The organism is Streptomyces sp. NPDC025638, assembly GCF_055558775.1.
On sequence record NZ_JBVHLX010000005.1, the window covers coordinates 97,445 to 115,824 of the forward strand.

The window sequence follows — 18,380 nt, forward strand, 5'->3', positions numbered from 1 at the left end:
GAGACCGCACGGTGATCGGGGGACTGGTCGTCGCACTGGTCACCCCCGTCACGGACACGGGGGATGTGTCCGAGGACGGGGTGGCCCGGCTGGTCGCGACGCTGCGGCCGCACGCCGACGCCCTGCTTCCGGCGCTCAGCACCGGTGAGGGCACCCGGCTGACGGACCGCCAGTGGCGGACGATGGTCGCGGCGACCGTCCGGTACGCCGACGGGCTGCCGGTGTTCGCGGGCATCCTGCGGCCCACCACGGCCGAGGTCGCCGCCCGCGCCCGTACCGCCGAGGAGCTCGGCGCCGCCGCGGTCGTGGCGACCACGCCGTACGGGCCCGGTGTGCGCCAGGAGGACATGGTCCGCCACTTCACGGACCTCACCCGGGCCACCGCCCTGCCCGTGATCGTCTACCACGAGTCCTGGGTCTCGGGAAACGCACTCGACCGAGACACCCTGCTGCGGATCTGCGCACTGCCCGGCATCGCCGCGGTCAAGGACTCGGCGGGCGACCCCCGCGCCACCCGGGAGCTGATCGCGGCCCACCCCGGCGTGCCCGTACTCCAGGGGCTGGAACACCTGCTCCTGGAGTGCGGGCCGCTCGACGGCTGCGTCGTCGCCCTCGGCAACGTCGAGCCCGGGCTGTGCCGGGCCCTGCTCGGTGAGCCGAGCGCCGCGGATGCCGTCCGGCTGACCGAGGCGTGCGCCCGCCACGGGCTCGACCGCGACGACTGGTACCTGACCCTCAAGACCGAACTGCACCGACGCGGAGTCCTGGAAGCCGCCCGGGAGGTCCCGGAGCCCATGGACAAGGAGGTCCCGCGGTGAACGTCACCGCACACCCCACCGACAGCCCGCACAAGCGGCTGTTCCTGCTCAACCGCGCCCGGCCCACCGCCGGGACGGTCGCCCGCATCGAGGAGCTCGAAGCGGACTGGATCGGCCCGCTGCTCGCCCGCCTCACCGAGCGCACCGAACCCCTCGCCGCCCGCGCCGAGTGGCTCACGCGGCTGGACGAACTGCTCACGCACGAGCGCGCGGGCAGCCCGGCCGGCAACTATCTCGCCGAGAAGGCCACCCGCGAGGAATTCACCCACGTCGTCCGGGAGTTCGCGCTCGACGGACTCACCGAGGCACAGAACTTCTTCCCCGCGATACCCCGGCTGCCGCTGCGCGCCCAGATGGCCGTGATGCGCGTCCTCATCGACGAGTTCGGCTGTGGCAACCAGCGCCAGGCCCACTCCCAGCTCTATCTCGACCTGCTCGCCGAACTCGGCCTGCCCGAGGACCTGGAGAGCTTCCTCGACACCACCGGCGAGGGGACCTACCAGTTCCTCAACGTCTTCTACTGGCTCACCCAGCGCGCCGAGGACATCGCCTACTTCCTCGGCGCCCTCGCCTACCTGGAGGCCAGCATCCCCGACGCCTTCAAAGTCCAGGCCCGCGCCTGTGAACGCCTCGGCATCGCGAACGGCCGCTACTACACCGAGCATCTGCACATCGACACCTTCCACATGCGGGAGATGCAGCTGGCCATCAAGGAGTGCGAAGCGGCCGGCGGCATCGATCCCACCCGGCTGTGGATCGGCGCCCAGCTGCTGTCCGAACTGATCGGCGGCGCCTTCGAGGCGGCCGTGGCCCGGGCCCGGGAGGCGGTATGAGCGACGCGGTGCTCGAAGAACTCCCCGGCGACCGGGTCCTGGTCAAGGTCGCGGGCCGCGAGTTCGAGATCGACGCGGCGTGCCCGCACCGGCTGGGCCGCCTGGTCCACGGCTACGTCAACCCGCGCACCCTGCGCATCACCTGCCCCCTGCACCGCAGCAGCTTCGACCTGGCCACCGGCTGCCCGGTGACCGGCCCCGCAGAGACGTCCCTCACGGTCCACCGGGCCGGTGTCCTCGGCCAGGACTACCGGCCCGAGCAGGTGTGGCTGCCGGCCTCCGAGCGGCTCCTCGACTGGGACGACGGCTTCCACGACCTCATGCTCGGCGACCGGCTGCGCATGACCGCGTACCGCACCGCGATCGCCGAGGCGGTACGACCCGGCGCGACCGTGCTCGACCTCGGCACCGGCACCGGCATCCTGGCCCGCTGGGCGCTGGAGGCCGGCGCCGCCCGGGTCTACGGCATCGACCTCAACGAGAAGATCCTCGCCACCGCGGCCGACCGGCTCGCCGCCGCCGGCTTCGGCGACCGCTTCCACCCGCTGCCCGGCATGTCCTTCGACCTGGAGCTGCCCGAACCCGTCGACCTCGTCGTCTCCGAGATCATGGGCAACCTCGCCGACAACGAGAACTGCGTCGCCATCCTCGACGACGCCCGTCGGCGCTTCCTGCGTCCCGGCGGGGCCATGCTGCCGCGTGCCGTCGAGAGCTATCTCGTCCCCGTGGCCGCCGAGCGGGCCCATGCCCAGCTGCGCGACGGCGCGCCCCAGGACGCCGGCAGCCGCGCGGGCTTCGCCGAACTGCTGCGCCGCCGGGGCGCGCGCAACCCGTTCGACCTCTACTACGACACGGTCGTCCCGGCCGCCGCCCGGCTCGCCGCACCCCGGCTGCTGCGTCGCTACGACTTCCGGGACGGCGCCGGGCACCCGGCCGAGTACAGCGTGCCGCACGTCCACACCGTCCAGCGCGACGGCGTGTTCACCGGCTTCCAGGGCTACTTCGTCGCCGACCTGTCGGACACCGTCGCCCTGGACATCTCCGGCGACGACATCGGCGCGGACGACCCGGGGGCCCGTACGACCTCCGACAGCTGGAAGCACGCCTACCTGCCGGTCGCCGAGCCGGTCGCGGTACGGCGCGGCGACCGGATCGCCGTCACCGTCAGCCGGAGTGTGCCGACGGGGGAGGACTCCTTCGGGCAGGTCTACCGGTGGCGGGGCGGTGTCGTCTCCGGAGAGGTCACCATCGCCCGTTTCGACCAGCGGACCCGGCCCGAGGAGACCTCGTGAGCGACGATCCGCGGCTGCCCGCGACCCCCGGCACGATCGCCGTCTTCACCGACCTGAACTGCTCGTTCGCCCATGTCGCGGTGCACCGGCTGCACGAGACGCGGCACCGGCTGGGCCTGGCGGGACGCATCCGGTTCGACTTCCGGGCCTTCCCGCTGGAGCTGTTCAACCGCGAGGTCAACGCCCGGCCCGGCGTCGACTCCGAGATCTCGGTGCTCGGCGCGGTGGAACCGGACGCCGGCTGGCGCCTGTGGCAGGGCCCCGACTGGGCGTACCCGGTCACCATGCTCCCCGCGCACGAGGCGGTGCAGGCGGCCAAGGCGCAGAGCTGGGAGGCGAGCGAACGCCTCGACCGCGCCCTGCGCCGCGCCTTCTGGGCCGAGGGCCGGTGCATCTCGCTGCGCCACGTCATCCTCGACATCGCCGGGCGGACGGGCGCGGTCGACGTCGGCGATCTGGCCACGGCCCTGGACACCGGGTCGTTCCGCGCGGCCGTGATGGCCCAGTACGACACGGCCCGCGACGACCGCGTCAACTGCAGCCCGCACATCTTCCTGCACGACGGCACGAACAGCGCCAACCCCGGAATCGAGGCCCACTGGCTGGGCGGCGATTTCGGGGTCGGCTATCCGGTGATCGACAAGGACCGCCCGGAGATCTACGAGGAACTCCTCGGCCACGCGGCGTCCCTGCTCCCGGCGACGTGACGCGCTTACGGGCGGGGCCGGGCCCACCGAAGTCCGGTGGGCCCGCCAAGCGGGGCGATATCGACGCAGGGTGATCGGCGGTCGCTCCCAGGAGCCGCCGGCCTGCGCGGCCGGCCTCGTGATCTCCGCGCCGGCGCGGGCCGCGAGCTGTGATCGTCCCCTCCGGTGCGGATCTAGTACGGAGCCCGCATCTGGGCGTACCCGAGCAGGACTATCACCGCGGCGACGCAGCCGAGGACTATCGCCGTGGACACCCATGACGAGCGGCGGGGCCCCACCGGGTCCGGGTCGGCGCGGAACGGTGCCGGGTCCGGGGGATTTTCCTTCCAGCGGGCGGCGAGCATCCGGGCTCGGGCGGAGGGCTCCTTGTGATGGGCGGAATTCGCCCAGCGGTGATCGAACTCCCGCTCCCAGTCGTCCTGTTCAGTCATCCCCGTTCAACCTCTCTCGTCCGAAAGAACCAAGGAGGATGATCCCCCGAGTGTAGGAAGCCTGGGAAGCGCGGAAGGTTGCCCAGGATGCCGAGTGGACGGCGGACCACTAGCATCTGAAGGTGAGAGAGCCGCAGTGCGGGGTACGCCCTACGCCGGCGTAATCCCTGCTCACCAGGGAAAACCGACAGCGCTGCTCCTGGTAGACCAGGCGGCCAGACCTACGACCGCGCCGAACTTTTACCTCTGAGGTCGCGGCCATCCGATTCGTGCTTCACATACCGCACGAGGGGTGGAAGGAAGGTACGTCCATGAAAGCACAGCGTGCTAGGCGTCTCGTGGCGGCGTCCGCCGTCGGTGTGCTGCTGGCCGGCGGCACCACCATCGCCACAGCAGGAACGGCCTCGGCCGCCACTCCGACCCAGGTCACGACCAACCGCGGCTGCTTCAACGGCGGCTGGTGGAACAACTGTGGCTTCGGCTTCGGCAACTTCGGTGGCTTCGGCTTCAACAACGGCTTCAACAACGGGTTCAACACCGGCGGCGTCGTGGTGATCCTGGTCGGCTGACGAAGGCGGTGTGACACACACAAGCACCCCAGCGCACGGCTGAGGGCCGCCACCTGCAGTGTTGCAGGTGGCGGCCCTCAGCCACTTACTCGGGCGTCGCTACGGACAGACGTCTTTACACGTCGAAGTAGAGCTCGAACTCGTGCGGGTGCGGACGCAGCTGCAGCGGAGCGATCTCGTTCGCGCGCTTGAAGTCGATCCACGTCTCGATCAGGTCGGACGTGAAGACGTCACCGGCGAGCAGGAACTCGTGGTCGCGCTCCAGCGAGTCGAGAACGGCCGGGAGCGAGGTCGGGACCTGCGCGACGTTCGCGTGCTCCTCGGGAGCCAGCTCGTAGAGGTCCTTGTCGATCGGCTCGGCCGGCTCGATCTTGTTCTTGATGCCGTCGAGGCCCGCGAGGAGCAGGGCCGAGAAGGCGAGGTACGGGTTGCCGGAGGAGTCGGGCGCGCGGAACTCGACGCGCTTGGCCTTCGGGTTGGAGCCCGTGATCGGGATACGCATCGCGGCGGAGCGGTTGCGCTGCGAGTACACCAGGTTGATCGGCGCCTCGAAGCCCGGGACCAGACGGTGGTAGGAGTTCACCGTCGGGTTGGTGAAGGCCAGCAGCGACGGGGCGTGCCTGAGGATGCCGCCGATGTAGTAGCGGGCGGTGTCCGACAGGCCCGCGTAACCGGCCTCGTCGTAGAACAGCGGGTCGCCGCCCGCCCACAGCGACTGGTGCACGTGCATGCCCGAGCCGTTGTCACCGAAGATCGGCTTCGGCATGAAGGTCGCCGTCTTGCCGTTGCGCCAGGCGACGTTCTTCACGATGTACTTGAAGAGCTGGAGGTCGTCGGCGGCCGCGAGCAGCGTGTTGAACTTGTAGTTGATCTCGGCCTGGCCGGCCGTGCCCACCTCGTGGTGCTGACGCTCGACCTTCAGGCCGGCCGCCTCCAGCTCCAGAGAGATCTCGGCGCGCAGGTCGGCGAAGTGGTCGACCGGCGGGACCGGGAAGTAGCCGCCCTTGTAGCGGACCTTGTAACCACGGTTGTCCTCGAGGGCACCGGTGTTCCAGGCGCCCGCCTCGGAGTCGATGTGGTAAAAGGACTCGTTCGCGCTGGTGGCGAAGCGGACGGAGTCGAAGACGTAGAACTCGGCCTCGGGGCCGAAGTACGCGGTGTCGGCGATACCGGTGGAGGCGAGGTAGGCCTCGGCCTTCTTCGCCACGTTGCGCGGGTCACGGGAGTACTGCTCGCCCGTGATCGGGTCGTGGATGAAGAAGTTGATGTTGAGCGTCTTGTCACGGCGGAACGGGTCGACCCGGGCGGTCGACAGGTCCGCGCGCAGCGCCATGTCGGACTCGTGAATGGCCTGGAAGCCACGGATCGAGGATCCGTCGAAGGCGAGTTCCTCGTCCGGGTCGAACGCCTCGACGGGCACGGTGAAGTGCTGCATGACGCCCGGCAGGTCGCAGAAGCGGACGTCGATGAACTTGACGTCCTCGTCCGCGATGAACTTCTTGGCCTCGTCGGCGTTCTGGAACATCCAGCTCCTCCTACTCCCGACCGTCCTCGCCGGGGTGGTAGTTCGTTCGTGCGGCCAGTGCGGTGGCACACGCTGTCCCCGACCCTAGGGACGGGTGATTTCTCGGGCGTGACCCATTTGTTTCGCAGAAGTTAACCGGCTTCGGTTCCACGGTAGCCCCGACACACCCCGCCGTGCCCCCGGCATTCGAGCGGGCAGTACCGTGGACAGGTGGACAACAGGCAAGCAATGGGATCGTGGCTTTCCGGGCCGCGCGCGGCCATGGAAGACGCCGGTGCCGAATTCGGATACCGCGGCGAACAGCTCGGTCTGCCCAAGGAGGGGCCGGGTTCGATCGCGCGCCCGGGGCGCCGGCTGGGGGCGCTGGCCGTGGACTGGGGCCTGTGCCTCATGATCGCATACGGCTTGATCACCGACAGCTATAACAAGGCGGCGCAGGTCTGGGCGCCGCTCATCCTGCTCGTGCTGCTGGTCCTCACCCTCGGCACGGTCGGCTCCACGCCGGGCAAGCGGCTGTTCGGGCTGCGGGTCGTCGCCCTGGACACCGGCCGGGTGAACCCGCTGCGCGCGCTGCTGCGCACGGTCCTGTTCTTCCTCGCCATCCCGGCACTCGTCTGGGACCGCGACGGCCGCGGTCTGCACGACCGGCTGGCCGGGACGGTCGAGGTCCGCATCTAGCGGCTCTCCAGCGGCCGTACGACGACTCTCCACCAGCGGCCCCGCGACGACGCGCCGGCGGCCGTACGACGAAGGGGGCGCCCGGTGATTCCGGGCGCCCCCTTCGTCGTACCTCTGGGAGAGTCAGCGGGCCTTGCCGCCCTTGGGCATCCGCATGCCCTTGGGCATCGGGCCCTTCGGCAGCGGCATGTTGCTCATCAGGTCGCCCATGGCACGCAGCCGGTCGTTGGTGGTGGTGACCTGCGGGCCGGTCAGGACGCGCGGGTACTTCAGCATGGTCGTGCGCAGCTTCTTCAGCTCGACCTGGCCCTCGCCCGTGCCGACGATCACGTCGTGCACCGGGACGTCCGCCACGATGCGGGCCATCTTCTTCTTCTCGGCGGCGAGCAGGCTCTTCACCCGGTTCGGGTTGCCCTCGGCGACCAGCACGATTCCGGCCTTGCCGACCGCGCGGTGCACCACGTCCTGGCTGCGGTTCATCGCGACCGCGGGGGTCGTCGTCCAGCCCCGGCCGATGTTGTCGAGCACGGCCGCGGCGGCACCCGGCTGGCCCTCCATCTGCCCGAACGCGGCCCGCTCGGCCCGGCGGCCGAACACGATCGCCGCCGCGAGGAACGCGAGCAGCAGGCCCAGGATGCCCAGATAGAGGGGGTGACCGATCAAGAAGCCGATCGCGAGGAGGACACCGAAGGTGCCGACGCCAACAGCCGCGAGCACAAGACCGATCTTCTTGTCGGCCTTACGGGTCATCTTGTACGTAAGGGCGATCTGCTTCAGTCGCCCTGGGTTCGCAGCGTCCGCTGCGGTTTCCTTCCTCGCCATGCCACGAAGTCTACGTGGCCCCGGGAGTGCCCACGACGGCAGTGCCCGGAGCGGGGGTGTCAGGGGCGGGTGGCAGCCTGCTCCAGGACGCGCTGCGCCTCGACCCGGTCCTTGGCGCGACGGCGGTCCTCCAGGACCGAGGTCCAGGCATTGCGGCGGGCGGTGCGCTGGCCGCCGCTCATGAGCAGGGACTCGACGGCACGGAGTGCGTCGGTGAAGGTCGGGATGGCGGTGGCGCGAACGGGCGCGGCCTGCATGGTGGAGGTCCCCCTCGACGGCGTCGGGTACGGGTGTACGTGGCGTGATACCAGGGTCACTGATTGGTGTTACCAGGGTGTGACTGACCGGTCAAACGCCAATGAAGCCTTGATGGGGCGGGGGTGGAGTGAATACGCGGCCCTGACGGCGCCCCCATCTGCGAGGACTTTCAGGACCGCGTGTTCTCGGTCGCTACTGGCCGGTAATTTCTTGTGCGGGAATTCACACGGTTGTCCCGCACTCGTACGGAGCAACGATGGTGACGATCTGTCAGACGGCCTGGGTGGCGACGTAGGTGCCACGCTTCTCTATGGCCATCTGGTACAGACGCCCGGCGCGGTACGAGGACCGGACCAGCGGGCCGGACATCACGCCGGAGAAGCCGATCTGCTCGGCCTCCTCCTTCAGCTCCACGAACTCCTGCGGCTTGACCCAGCGGTCGACCGGGTGGTGACGCACGGACGGGCGCAGGTACTGCGTGATGGTGATCAGCTCGCACCCGGCCTCGTGCAGCTGCTTCAGCGCGTCGCTGATCTCCTCGCGGGTCTCGCCCATGCCGAGGATGAGGTTCGACTTGGTGACGAGGCCGTAGTCGCGGGCGTCGGTGAGGACCTTCAGGGAGCGGTCGTAGCGGAAGCCGGGGCGGATCCGCTTGAAGATCCGGGGAACCGTTTCGAGGTTGTGCGCGAAGACCTCGGGCCGGGTGGAGAAGACCTCTTCGAGGTGCTCCGGGACGGCGTTGAAGTCGGGGGCGAGGAGCTCGACCTTGGTCCGCCCGGCCGCGCGCTGCGCGGTCTGCTGGTGGATCTGGCGCACGGTCTCGGCGTACAGCCAGGCGCCGCCGTCCTCCAGGTCGTCGCGGGCGACGCCGGTGACGGTGGCGTAGTTCAGGTCCATGGTGACCACGGACTCGCCGACGCGGCGCGGCTCGTCACGGTCGAGGGCCTTGGGCCTGCCGGTGTCGATCTGGCAGAAGTCGCAGCGCCGGGTGCACTGGTCGCCGCCGATGAGGAAGGTGGCCTCGCGGTCCTCCCAGCATTCGTAGATGTTCGGGCAGCCGGCTTCCTGGCAGACCGTGTGCAGACCCTCGCTCTTCACGAGCTTCTGCATCTCCGTGTACGCGGGACCCATTTTCGCCCGCGTCTTGATCCACTCGGGCTTGCGCTCGATGGGGGTCTCGCTGTTGCGGGCCTCCAGGCGCAGCAACTTGCGTCCGTCGGGTGAGACTGCGGACACGACCGGCTCCCTGCTGATTGCTTTGAGTAGTCTTCGATTCTTCGGCGTACACCAGCGTACGCCCGTGGTTGTTGGGCCTTTCCCGTGAGGCCAACCTCACCTCGACGGGGTCCATTCCCAAGGTCGGACGGAGGTCAGGCGGTCGCCTTCTCGATCACCCGCGGCTTCAGGTCGGCATTTTCGAGGATGTCCTTCAGGTGTCGCTCGACCGTCGGCAGGATCTCCTCGACCGTGATCTCCCGGCCCAGTTCGTTGGCGAGGGAGGTGACCCCGGCGTCCCGGATGCCGCACGGGATGATCCGGTCGAACCAGGCGTTGTCCGGGTTCACGTTGAAGGAGAAGCCGTGCATCGTGACGCCCTTGGCGACGCGGATGCCGATCGCGGCGATCTTGCGGTCCTCGCGGCGCTGCCCCGCGTTGGACGGGGCGTACTCCGGGCCGTTCAGCCTCGGGTCGAACTCCTCGTCGGTCAGCCGCGGGTCGAAGTCCAGGGAGAGTCCGCCGAGCGCCGGCCGCTGCTCGACGGGGTCTCCGAGCACCCACACGCCGCTGCGGCCCTCGACCCGGGTGCTCTCGACGCCGAACTCGGCGCAGGTGCGGATCAGTGCCTCCTCCAGGCGCCGTACGTGCGCGACCACGTCCACCGGGCGGGGGAGCTTCTGGATCGGGTAGCCGACGAGCTGGCCGGGGCCGTGCCAGGTGATCTTGCCGCCGCGGTCCACGTCGATGACCGGGGTGCCGTCGAGCGGCCGCTCGCTGTCCTCGGTGCGGCGGCCCGCCGTGTAGACCGGCGGGTGTTCGAGCAGCAGGACGGTGTCGGGCACCTCGTCGGCGAACCGCGCCGCGTGCACCCGGCGCTGCTCGTCCCAGGCCTCCTGGTACTCGACGGCCCCTGCGCCGAACCCCATGCGGACGAACCGCAACTCACTCACGGCAAGCGCCTCCCTCGGCGACGGGTGTGTCAGGCATGTAATGCGCCCAAGCCACTGTACGACCGGTCCGCCTACGTCAGCCCAGGGGGCAATCCTCACACGATCGGATGAATGAACTACAAAGTGTGCGACTGGTCGCTCACTCTCCGCTACATTCGCGCCGTTCATGAGGCCATAAGGGCTGCTCACAGGCAATCCGGGCACTTCAACGGCCTGGAAGGCAGGAGACCGCACCGCAGATGACGGAACGACCCGCGCAGCGCACTCCCAATCGCCAGCTCGCCGCGCTCATCGCAGAAGCGGGATTCTCCAACGCAGGTCTGGCCCGTCGCGTCGACCAGCTCGGCCTCGAACACGGGCTGGATCTCAGATACGACAAGACATCCGTGACCCGGTGGCTGCGCGGACAGCAGCCCCGGGGCACCACGCCCGCGCTCATCGCCGAGGTCTTCACGCGCCGCCTCGGGCGCCGGCTCACGGCCCAGGATCTCGGCCTGGACGCCTGTGCGCCGGTGTACGCCGGGCTGGAGTTCGCGTCCACCCCCGAGGAGGCCGTCGACATCGTCAGCGGGCTGTGGCGCAAGGACTCCGGCAGCCATGCCGAGCTGCGCAAGATCGCCTTCACCCCGGCGGGGCTCGTCGTGCCCAGCCGGGACTGGCTGATCGGCCGGGCCGACGACCGGGTGGCCCGCGGCGAACCGCTGCCCAAGGTGCCGCCACAGGGGCGGCCCGTCGTGCCGCGCCCGCGCGGCCAGGCCGAGCGCGGCCCCGGTCAGAAGGTCACCGGGGGCGACATCGCCGCGCTGCGCTCGGTCGGCGAGCTCTTCCGCACCCTCGACGACGCCTACGGCGGCGGCCACGCCCGCCAGGCCCTCGTGCGCTATCTGGAGCACGAGTGCGAGCCGATGCTGCGCGGCACCTACGGCGAGCAGACGGGCCGCCGCCTGTTCGCCGCGGCCGCCGATCTGACCCGGCTCGCCGGCTGGACGTCGTACGACATCGCCGCGCACGGACTCGCGCAGCGCTACTTCGTGCAGGCGCTGCGGCTCGCACAGGCGGCCGGGGACCGGACGTACGGCTCCTACGTCCTGGTCACCATGAGCCGCCAGGCCGTCTACCTCGGGCACGGCCGCGAGGCCGTCCAGCTGGCGCGGGTGGCGCAGCAGGGCGTGGGGACCACCGCCCCGCCCGTCGTGCAGGCGCTGCTGCACTCCGCGGAGGCCCGCGCGCACGGCGTGCTCGGCGAGGTGCGGGCCTGCACCGGCGCGCTGGTCCGCGCCGAGCGCGCCCTGGAGGCGGCCCGGCCCGGCGACGAGGTGCCGTACTGGGCGCGCTTCTTCGACGAGGCGCAGCTCGCCGACGAGTTCGGGCACTGCCACCGCGACCTGCAGCAGTTCCGCGCCTCGGCGCAGCACGCGGAGCGCTCCCTGCAACTGCGCGCCCCGACGTTCGCCCGCAGCCGCCTCTTCTGCCGTGTCGTCCTCGCCACCGCCCGCCTCGGTCTCGGCGAGCTCGACCAGGCCTGCCTGCTGGGCGCGGAGGCGGCCGGGCAGGCGGTGGAGATGCGCTCGGTGCGGGCGATCGAGTACGTCAAGGACTTCGAGCGCCGTCTCGAGCCCTACAGGGACGCGGCACCGGTACGGGGCTACCGGGACAAGGTGGCGGCGCTCGGGTGACCGTCGGCTAGGCGGCGCGCTTCATCGCGGGCAGGGGGTCCGCCCGGTGCAGCGAGCCGGCCGCGCCCAGGTCCGCCAGGATCGCCGCGGCGGCCCGGTGGGCCGAGTGCAGGGCGCCCTGGACGGTGCTGGTGTCGCGGTGGTCGCCGCACACGTACAGGCCCGCCAGGAGCCGTACCGGGCGGCGCGGATCGTGCGGTGGGCGCATCGCCGGGACGGCCTCGGCGGTGTGGTGCACGGCGAGGGTCTCCCAGCGGCGGGTCGAGGTGCCGTACAGCCGGGACAGGTGCATCCGTACGGCCGTGTCGACCCCCTCCGGGGGAGTGCCCAGCACGGTCGACGAGACGAGCGCCCGGCCCGCGGGCGCGCGGCTCGGGTCGACGGCGCTGACCATCGCGGTGTGCGCGACCGGGCCGCCGCGGTCGGCGTCCAGCAGCAGCGAGGCGCCGGTGCCCAGGGGCTCGTCGGTCGTGTGGTGCACCACCGTCACCGGGTGGAAGTCCGGCACCCGCAGACCGGGCAGCAGCTCGGCCGCGGCCCGCGCGTCGGTGGCCAGCAGCACGGCACGGCAGCGGATCTCGCCGTGCTCGGCGGTGGTCACCGAGGTCGTGGAGACCGAGGTGGCCCGGACCCCTGTGTGCACGGTGCCGGGCGGCAGCGCGCGGGCGAGCAGCTCGGGCAGCGCCTCGGCGCCGCCCTCGGGCACGCTGAGCCGCCCGCTCGCGAAAGCGCGCAGCGCGAGGTCGGCGCACCGGCTGGACGTCCTCAGCTCCGGGTCGCACAGCAGGGCGGCCAGCAGCGGGCGCAGGAACCCGTCGATCGTGCGGGTGGGCACCCCGCGGACGGCGAGCGCCTGTGCGGCGGGCAGTTCGGGGCGGGCCAGGATGCGCTCGACGGGCGTGGCGGCGATCCGGGCCAGCGCCACCCCGAGCCGGGCCTGGTCGACGGCGCCGCCCATGGGCGCGCCCGCGCGCGCGGGCGACGCGACCGCGCCCCTGGGAGCGCTCGCGAGGGCGCGCACCGCGTGGAGTGCGCCCCTTGCGCTCCCTCCGCCCGCCGGAGCGCCCGCGCGGTGCCGGCGTCCGTCGTGGTGCAGCAGGACGCCCGGGGCGAAGGGGCGCAGAACGAGGGCGTCGAGCCCTGGTGTCAGGCGTAGCTCGGGATAGGAGGTGGACAGGAGCTGTCCGATCCGGTCGAGCCGGAAGCCGTCGACCTTCTCCGTCGACATGCGGCCGCCCACGTAGGGGGCGGCCTCCAGGACTGCGGTCGTTACGCCCGCGCTGGTCAGCCGATGAGCCGCCGACAGTCCGGCGATTCCGGCTCCCACGATGACGACGTCCGCCTGGTACACGGGCTCAAGCACGAGGCCCCTCCTCGATGTTGCGCGGCCGGTGGAGACGTGATGCCCCCAACTGGCTCCAGGGATACCCGAGTTCGGGTCGAGGTTAGGGCCGTGATCGGTCGAGGACAGTCGCGCACCGACAGAGCACGGTCGCACGACGGTCGCATACAGTCATTTCTTGGCTACGCCAGAGCCGCGCGGAGCGCGTCCTCGATCCCCGGGAAGGCGAACACGAAACCCGACTCCAACAGCCGCTTCGGCAGCACCCGTTGGCTGCCGAGCACATCTTCCGCCATCTCGCCCAGCACGGAGCGCAACACCGGCGCCGGGATCGGCAGGACGGCCGGCCGGTGCAGTACCCGCCCCATCGCCGCCGTGATCTCACGGTTGGTCAGGGGCGTCGGGGCAGTCAGGTTGACCGGCCCGGACAGGTCCTCGGTGTCGATGAGATGGCGGATCGCGGCCACCTCGTCGTGCAACGAGATGAACGACCAGTACTGCCGCCCGTCTCCCATCCGCCCGCCGAGCCCCGCCTTGAACAGCGGGAACAGCCGCGCCCACGCACCGCCCTCACGGGCCATAACCAGCCCCGTACGGGCGAACACGGTCCGTACGCCCGCCTCCTCGGCCGGCGCCGCCGCCGCCTCCCACTCCACGCACAGGGAGGGCAGGAAACCGTCCCCGGGCGGCGCCGTCTCGTCCACGGCACGGTCCCCGGTGTCGCCGTAGACACCGATCGCGCTGCCGCTGACGAAGACACGCGGCGGCTCGTCCAGTGCGGCGACCGCCTCCGCCAGCGCCGCCGTGCCGAGCACCCGGCTGTCCCTGATCTTCCGCTTGTACGCGTCCGTCCAGCGCCGGTCGCCGATGCCGGCGCCCGCGAGATCGACCACGACATCACAGCCGACCAGCCCCGCCGTGTCCACGTACTGCCCCTCGGGGTCCCAGCAGACCTCCTCCGCGCCGTGGGCCGCACGACGGACCAGCCGCACCACCTCGTGCCCGTCGGCGACCAGGGACCGCACCAGAGCGCTGCCGATGAGACCGGACGCACCGGCCACCGCGATTCGCGAACGTTCCATGAACCCATCCTGCCTTGCCGCGTTTAAGGTGGCCGTCATGCCGGATCCGTACATACGCACCGCCCTGCCGGACGACGACGAGGAATTGAGGCTCCTGGACAAGGCCACCTGGTCGTATCTGCACGCGGTGATGCCCGAGCCGCAGCCGCCCTACGACTCGTTCTTCAACGAGCGCCACGCCCCCGACGACACGCTGGTCGCCGAGCTCGACCGGCGCATCGTCGGCTACATCCGCCTCGGCTTTTCGACCCCGCTCGCCTCGAACGTGCACGTACGGCAGATCCAGGGGCTGGCCGTCCACGACGACGCCCGCGGCAGGGGTGTCGGCCGCGCGCTGCTCCGGGCCGCCCTCGACGAGGCCCGCCGCCGCGGCGCCCGGCGTGTCACGCTGCGCGTCCTCGGGCACAACATCCCCGCCCGCAAGCTCTACGAGTCGGAGGGGTTCGTGGTCGAGGGCGTGCTGCCGGAGGAGTTCCTGCTGGCGGGGGAGTACGTGGACGACGTGTTCATGGGACGTTCCCTCTGACCGTGCTGACCGTGCTGACCGTGCTGACCGTGCCGGCCCCGCTGCCGACCGCTACGAAGTGACCAGGTCCCCCGTGCCCACCGGTGCCGTCGCCGTGGCCGCGCGTCGCGCGTCGGGGGCCACCTCGTTTGCCGTCAGGACGTAGCCCGTCTCGTCGTCGGAGGTGGAGCGGGCGAAGACCACGCCGTACACCCGGCCGTCCGTGGTCAGCAGCGGCCCGCCGGAGTTGCCGGGGCGGACCGTCGAGCGGATCGCGTAGATCTCGCGGGTCACCGTGGCGTCGTTGTAGATGGTGCGGCCGTTCGCCCGCACCCGGTTCGCCACGGTCGCCGCCTGCAGATTCAGATCGCCGTCCTGCGGATAGCCCGCGACCACCGCCGAGTCCCCGCGCCCGGCATGGTCGTCGAACCGCAGCACGGGCGCGCGGAGCCCGGGAACGTACAGCACCGCCACGTCCCGGTTCGGGTCGAAGAGCACCACCCGGGCCTCGTACGACCGCCCGACACCGCCGATCCGCACGCTCGGGCGGTCGATGCCGGCCACCACATGGGCGTTGGTCATCACATGCTCGCGCGCGTACACGAAGCCGCTGCCCTCGCGGCCCTGGTTGCCGGCGGCGCCCTCGATCTTCACCGTGCTCGTCCTCGCGGCCTCGGTGGCGCGCGCCGTGACGCTGTCGCCGGAGGGCTTGGCGACCTCCGCCGTCGACTCGTTCTCGAACGGGTTGAAGACCTGCGGGAAGCCCGCCTCCGTGAGCGCGGACGTGGCGCGCGAGAACCACGAGGGCGTGGTGTCCGGCATCGCGTTCTGCACCGCACCCAGCAGCGCCGAGTCCCGTATCGCCGTCGTCACCACCGTGGACGAGGAGGCGCCCAGCACGCTCGCCGCCACCCAGGCCACGATCAGAACCGCGAGCGAGTTGGCCGCCGCCCCGCCTATCCCGTCCGCCACCCGCAGCCCGTCCCGGCCCGTACGGTCCAGTTCACGCCGTAGCCGCAGTGCGAGGCGCCCCGCCAGCTCGTGTCCCGCCACCGCCGGGACCAGCACCGTCAGCACCGCGGTCACCGTGGCCGCCGTCGACCCCCGCGTGACCAGGTTCATCATCCACGGCAGCACCCACACCCCGAGCACCGCGCCGCCCACGAACCCGGCCAGCGACACGCATCCGGCCAGCAGTCCGCGCCGGTAGCCGGACCCCGCGTACACGAGGATCACCAGCGCAAGAAGGAGGTCGAGCAGGTCCACGGAGCGGCCTTTCTCTCGGAACCCCTAGTACGAGCGGGACGGGCCCAGTGATCAGTCGGGCGAGCGTGGCTCGGGAACCGGCCACGCACGCATGTACCTCCAAAAACGCCTCGGACCGGGACGATGGTTCCACCAGGTGGCACACCACACATCGCGGACGGAGTGGATCACACCCACAGTGGAGCCCATGCGTTTCCTGCGAAGAACGCCTGGGCCGGGAAAACGGCGCGCCGTGCGCCTGCCCGGGCCCGTCCTGGTGCTGCTCGGCTGTCTGCCCGGCCTCGCCGCCGTCCTCGCCCTGGCACTGACCGTGCGCGGCCCCGACCGACCGGTCGCCCCGGCCAGGCCCGCACAGCCCGCGGCGGCCAGCCCGGCGCCGGCGCCGCACCCGGCGGCCAGGCCCCGCATCGTGCCGCGCGATGTCTGGCTGGACGGCAGCACGTCGCCCACGCAGCCGCCCCCGCGGTACGACGACAAGGTCCTCGCGGTCTTCGTCCATCACACCGACTCGCCCAACGGCTACGACTGCGCCGACGCGCCCCGCATCATCCGTCACCTCTACGCGGGCCAGACCGGCGCCCGCAGCTGGGACGACATCGGCTACAACTTCCTCGTCGACCGCTGCGGCACGATCTACGAGGGCCGCGCGGGCGGTGTCGAGCGGGCCGTCACCGGCGCCCACGCCCAGGGCTTCAACCACCGCACCACGGGCATCGCGGCCATCGGCACCTTCACCGCGGGGGTGTCCGTGCCGCGGGCGATGACCGACGCGATCGCCGCCGTCGCCGCCTGGAAGCTCGGCTCCGCCGGCATCGACCCGCGCAGCCGGGTGCGGCTGGTCTCCAGCAACGGCCTCAGTCGCTACGAGGCCGGCACCACCGCCACCCTCCCCGCGCTCGCGGGCCACAACGACGGGTACATGACGAGCTGCCCGGGAGCGGCCCTGGCCGCGCGGCTCCCGGAGATGCGGGAGAAGGCGGCCCGCTTGCAGGGCAGGACACTCACAGCGGCACTCACCCCCACAGCCACGTCATAGGCGGCCCGCAGGTCCCTCAGATCCCCGCGTCCTACGGTCAGGGCAACACAAGCCGACTGGAGGTGGGGATCATGAACAGCAGTCGTAGCGGGGACACCACGGAGATCGTCGGCTGGGCGAAGGCCGCGCGCAGCCCCTGGGTGGTCGTCTGCGCGGTCGCGACGGTGATCCTCGGCCCGGCCGCGGTCACCGCATCCGCCCTCGACCAGGCCAACAAGGCACCCCTGCACCACGCCGTGCGGGCCGACCAGGCGCAGGCCTACATCCCGTCGGACACCGGCCGACGGCGCACCGCGGCCTGACGCTCGCCCCGGGAACTCACGCCCTGAACCGGTCCCACAGCTTGGGGTAGCGCTCCGCGAGCACCCGCTCGCTCTCGAAGTCGACGGGCGTACCCTCCGGTTCGGAGGGCGCGGGCGCGAGGCCCAGGTCCGGGGCGACGGTACCGGTGAGCTGTTCGTACGCCTCGTCCGCGGCGTAGCCCAGCTCCTCGCCGTCCCCGTCGATCTCCTCGTCGAACTCGCCGAGCAGGTCGGCCAGCGCGTCCGGGTCGTGCAGGGCGCCCTCGAAGACGTCCCGGCCCTGACCGATCAGCCAGCAGCGGAAGAAGTCGAAGGCGTCGTCGCTGGCACCGTCGAGCAGCACCCAGGCCGCGCCCCACAGGTCCCAGCGGTAGGCCCTGTTGTAGCGGGACTCGAAGTGACGGGCGAAGTCCAGGACCGACTCCGGGTCCAGCTGGAGCAGCCGCTCCACGAGCAGGTCGGCCTGCTCCTCCGGGTCGCCCTCGGCGGCCTCGCGGGCGGCGTCCACCAGCTCCCAGAACTCCGACTCTTCCATCACGGGTCAAGCATCGGGCCTGAGCGGGTGGGGCGCACGTGGAGTGCGGCGGATTGTTATCGGCCGTAGAGCTCCGCCACGCGCGCCGCGTCGCGGGCGAACCGCTCCCGCAGGCCGGCCGGTGCCAGCACCTCCACTTCCGGGCCGAGCGCCATGAGCTGGGTGTGCGCAACCTCCTCGGACTCCACCGGCAGCGTCGCGGTCACCCACCCCTCGCCGTCCGCCTCGCCCGCGCTGTGCAGCGCCTCGCGCGCGGACACGGGATCGACGACATACGCCAGCCTGCGCACACCCTGAGCGGACAGCCGTACGACGACCTCGTCCCGCAGGATCGCCCGCGCAAACCCCTCGGCCTGCGCCGCCCAGAAACCGGGCAGATCGAACGCGTCGTCCCGCACGAAGCGGGTGCCGTGATCGGCGACGGCGGTGATCCGGTCGATCCGATAGGTCCGAAAGCCATCGACGCCAGGCACCCCACTGCGCCCCGGGCTGCCGCTCGCGCCATCGCTCCGGATACCGCCCGCTTCCCGCCCGG

The 18,380-nt window shown here is 71.3% G+C and carries 20 protein-coding genes and 1 pseudogene; 10 read left to right on the forward strand and 11 right to left on the reverse strand.

The features are described 5' to 3' along the window. The first annotated feature begins 11 nt into the window (after window positions 1–11). The 4 genes from ACZ4EG_RS14480 to ACZ4EG_RS14495 are packed head-to-tail and all read left to right on the forward strand — an operon-like array spanning window position 12 to window position 3,650. A complete protein-coding gene (locus tag ACZ4EG_RS14480; RefSeq protein ID WP_453558600.1) occupies window positions 12–818 on the forward strand; it encodes a dihydrodipicolinate synthase family protein in 807 nt (268 codons plus the stop codon). Then, window positions 815–1,651 carry an iron-containing redox enzyme family protein gene (locus ACZ4EG_RS14485; protein ID WP_467790870.1) on the forward strand — a complete coding sequence of 279 codons (837 nt, stop codon included), beginning with the start codon at window positions 815–817 and terminating at the stop codon, window positions 1,649–1,651. Before ACZ4EG_RS14480 ends, ACZ4EG_RS14485 begins: the two co-directional genes overlap by 4 nt. Beyond that, window positions 1,648–2,943 (forward strand): methyltransferase domain-containing protein, encoded by a 1,296-nt coding sequence (locus ACZ4EG_RS14490; protein ID WP_467790871.1) that lies wholly within the window; start codon window positions 1,648–1,650, stop codon window positions 2,941–2,943. Before ACZ4EG_RS14485 ends, ACZ4EG_RS14490 begins: the two co-directional genes overlap by 4 nt. Next, window positions 2,940–3,650, forward strand: coding sequence for a DsbA family oxidoreductase (locus tag ACZ4EG_RS14495; protein WP_467790872.1), 711 nt, complete (start codon window positions 2,940–2,942; stop codon window positions 3,648–3,650). Before ACZ4EG_RS14490 ends, ACZ4EG_RS14495 begins: the two co-directional genes overlap by 4 nt. Before the next feature lie 173 nt (window positions 3,651–3,823). Here ACZ4EG_RS14495 and ACZ4EG_RS14500 read toward each other — a convergent pair whose 3' ends face one another. Beyond that, window positions 3,824–4,081, reverse strand: a complete 258-nt coding sequence (locus ACZ4EG_RS14500; protein WP_467790873.1) for an SCO2583/SCO2584 N-terminal domain-containing protein — start codon at window positions 4,079–4,081, stop codon at window positions 3,824–3,826. A gap of 311 nt (window positions 4,082–4,392) precedes the next feature. Here ACZ4EG_RS14500 and ACZ4EG_RS14505 point away from each other — a divergent pair, with 311 nt between their 5' ends. Beyond that, entirely contained in the window at window positions 4,393–4,650 is a 258-nt protein-coding gene (locus ACZ4EG_RS14505; RefSeq protein WP_467790874.1) for a hypothetical protein, read from the forward strand. Window positions 4,651–4,765: 115 nt separating this feature from the next. Here ACZ4EG_RS14505 and glnA read toward each other — a convergent pair whose 3' ends face one another. Next, window positions 4,766–6,175, reverse strand: a complete 1,410-nt coding sequence (gene glnA / locus ACZ4EG_RS14510) for a type I glutamate--ammonia ligase (protein ID WP_390709254.1) — start codon at window positions 6,173–6,175, stop codon at window positions 4,766–4,768. A 210-nt stretch (window positions 6,176–6,385) separates the two neighbouring features. On the opposite strand from glnA, the gene ACZ4EG_RS14515 reads away from it, so the two are divergent. Then, window positions 6,386–6,853, forward strand: a complete 468-nt coding sequence (locus ACZ4EG_RS14515; protein ID WP_467790875.1) for an RDD family protein — start codon at window positions 6,386–6,388, stop codon at window positions 6,851–6,853. A 123-nt stretch (window positions 6,854–6,976) separates the two neighbouring features. On the opposite strand, the gene ACZ4EG_RS14520 is transcribed toward ACZ4EG_RS14515, so the two are convergent. The 4 genes from ACZ4EG_RS14520 to lipB form a co-directional block, all read right to left on the reverse strand. Beyond that, window positions 6,977–7,675: a DUF4191 domain-containing protein gene (locus tag ACZ4EG_RS14520; protein ID WP_390709252.1), complete on the reverse strand. Its 699-nt coding sequence runs from the start codon at window positions 7,673–7,675 to the stop codon at window positions 6,977–6,979. Between the two features lie 59 nt (window positions 7,676–7,734). Beyond that, window positions 7,735–7,932, reverse strand: a complete 198-nt coding sequence (locus ACZ4EG_RS14525) for an SCO2195 family GlnR-regulated protein (RefSeq protein WP_263207964.1) — start codon at window positions 7,930–7,932, stop codon at window positions 7,735–7,737. A 271-nt stretch (window positions 7,933–8,203) separates the two neighbouring features. Further along, a complete protein-coding gene (gene lipA, locus ACZ4EG_RS14530) occupies window positions 8,204–9,169 on the reverse strand; it encodes a lipoyl synthase (RefSeq protein ID WP_453558574.1) in 966 nt (321 codons plus the stop codon). A gap of 134 nt (window positions 9,170–9,303) precedes the next feature. Next, a complete protein-coding gene (gene lipB / locus ACZ4EG_RS14535; RefSeq protein ID WP_453558571.1) occupies window positions 9,304–10,101 on the reverse strand; it encodes a lipoyl(octanoyl) transferase LipB in 798 nt (265 codons plus the stop codon). Between the two features lie 239 nt (window positions 10,102–10,340). Between lipB and ACZ4EG_RS14540 the strand changes: the two genes are divergently transcribed. Next, entirely contained in the window at window positions 10,341–11,777 is a 1,437-nt protein-coding gene (locus tag ACZ4EG_RS14540) for a regulator (RefSeq protein ID WP_390709249.1), read from the forward strand. Between the two features lie 7 nt (window positions 11,778–11,784). Here the strand turns inward: ACZ4EG_RS14540 and ACZ4EG_RS14545 are convergent, their stop codons facing one another. Next, a complete protein-coding gene (locus tag ACZ4EG_RS14545) occupies window positions 11,785–13,140 on the reverse strand; it encodes an NAD(P)/FAD-dependent oxidoreductase (protein WP_467790876.1) in 1,356 nt (451 codons plus the stop codon). A 161-nt stretch (window positions 13,141–13,301) separates the two neighbouring features. Next, a complete protein-coding gene (locus ACZ4EG_RS14550) occupies window positions 13,302–14,201 on the reverse strand; it encodes a TIGR01777 family oxidoreductase (protein WP_467790877.1) in 900 nt (299 codons plus the stop codon). A gap of 37 nt (window positions 14,202–14,238) precedes the next feature. Between ACZ4EG_RS14550 and ACZ4EG_RS14555 the strand changes: the two genes are divergently transcribed. After that, window positions 14,239–14,727: a GNAT family N-acetyltransferase gene (locus ACZ4EG_RS14555; RefSeq protein WP_467790878.1), complete on the forward strand. Its 489-nt coding sequence runs from the start codon at window positions 14,239–14,241 to the stop codon at window positions 14,725–14,727. 51 nt (window positions 14,728–14,778) lie between these two features. On the opposite strand, the gene ACZ4EG_RS14560 is transcribed toward ACZ4EG_RS14555, so the two are convergent. Beyond that, window positions 14,779–15,972 carry a MarP family serine protease gene (locus ACZ4EG_RS14560; RefSeq protein ID WP_467790879.1) on the reverse strand — a complete coding sequence of 398 codons (1,194 nt, stop codon included), beginning with the start codon at window positions 15,970–15,972 and terminating at the stop codon, window positions 14,779–14,781. Window positions 15,973–16,159: 187 nt separating this feature from the next. On the opposite strand from ACZ4EG_RS14560, the gene ACZ4EG_RS14565 reads away from it, so the two are divergent. Beyond that, window positions 16,160–17,008 (forward strand): peptidoglycan recognition protein family protein, encoded by an 849-nt coding sequence (locus ACZ4EG_RS14565; RefSeq protein ID WP_453558557.1) that lies wholly within the window; start codon window positions 16,160–16,162, stop codon window positions 17,006–17,008. Window positions 17,009–17,079: 71 nt separating this feature from the next. Further along, complete coding sequence (locus ACZ4EG_RS14570; RefSeq protein WP_467790880.1) at window positions 17,080–17,310, forward strand: hypothetical protein; 231 nt, start codon at window positions 17,080–17,082, stop codon at window positions 17,308–17,310. A gap of 16 nt (window positions 17,311–17,326) precedes the next feature. Here the strand turns inward: ACZ4EG_RS14570 and ACZ4EG_RS14575 are convergent, their stop codons facing one another. Both ACZ4EG_RS14575 and ACZ4EG_RS14580 read right to left on the reverse strand, forming a co-directional pair. Continuing rightward, window positions 17,327–17,845, reverse strand: coding sequence for a DUF4240 domain-containing protein (locus tag ACZ4EG_RS14575; protein WP_453558760.1), 519 nt, complete (start codon window positions 17,843–17,845; stop codon window positions 17,327–17,329). Between the two features lie 56 nt (window positions 17,846–17,901). Then, window positions 17,902–18,312, reverse strand: a pseudogene (locus tag ACZ4EG_RS14580) (WYL domain-containing protein); the annotation flags it as partial. Window positions 18,313–18,380 lie beyond the last annotated feature (68 nt).

Excerpts from the sequence above, each read along its gene's own strand:
- ACZ4EG_RS14490 (WP_467790871.1), top strand. The coding sequence starts at position 1,648 with ATGAGCGACGCGGTGCTCGAAGAACTCCCCGGCGACCGGGTCCTGGTC.
- ACZ4EG_RS14500 (WP_467790873.1), bottom strand. The coding sequence starts at position 4,081 with ATGACTGAACAGGACGACTGGGAGCGGGAGTTCGATCACCGCTGGGCG.
- ACZ4EG_RS14505 (WP_467790874.1), top strand. The coding sequence starts at position 4,393 with ATGAAAGCACAGCGTGCTAGGCGTCTCGTGGCGGCGTCCGCCGTCGGT.
- glnA (WP_390709254.1), bottom strand. The coding sequence starts at position 6,175 with ATGTTCCAGAACGCCGACGAGGCCAAGAAGTTCATCGCGGACGAGGAC.
- ACZ4EG_RS14520 (WP_390709252.1), bottom strand. The coding sequence starts at position 7,675 with ATGGCGAGGAAGGAAACCGCAGCGGACGCTGCGAACCCAGGGCGACTG.
- ACZ4EG_RS14525 (WP_263207964.1), bottom strand. The coding sequence starts at position 7,932 with ATGCAGGCCGCGCCCGTTCGCGCCACCGCCATCCCGACCTTCACCGAC.
- ACZ4EG_RS14540 (WP_390709249.1), top strand. The coding sequence starts at position 10,341 with ATGACGGAACGACCCGCGCAGCGCACTCCCAATCGCCAGCTCGCCGCG.
- ACZ4EG_RS14550 (WP_467790877.1), bottom strand. The coding sequence starts at position 14,201 with ATGGAACGTTCGCGAATCGCGGTGGCCGGTGCGTCCGGTCTCATCGGC.
- ACZ4EG_RS14555 (WP_467790878.1), top strand. The coding sequence starts at position 14,239 with ATGCCGGATCCGTACATACGCACCGCCCTGCCGGACGACGACGAGGAA.
- ACZ4EG_RS14565 (WP_453558557.1), top strand. The coding sequence starts at position 16,160 with ATGCGTTTCCTGCGAAGAACGCCTGGGCCGGGAAAACGGCGCGCCGTG.
- ACZ4EG_RS14570 (WP_467790880.1), top strand. The coding sequence starts at position 17,080 with ATGAACAGCAGTCGTAGCGGGGACACCACGGAGATCGTCGGCTGGGCG.
- ACZ4EG_RS14575 (WP_453558760.1), bottom strand. The coding sequence starts at position 17,845 with ATGGAAGAGTCGGAGTTCTGGGAGCTGGTGGACGCCGCCCGCGAGGCC.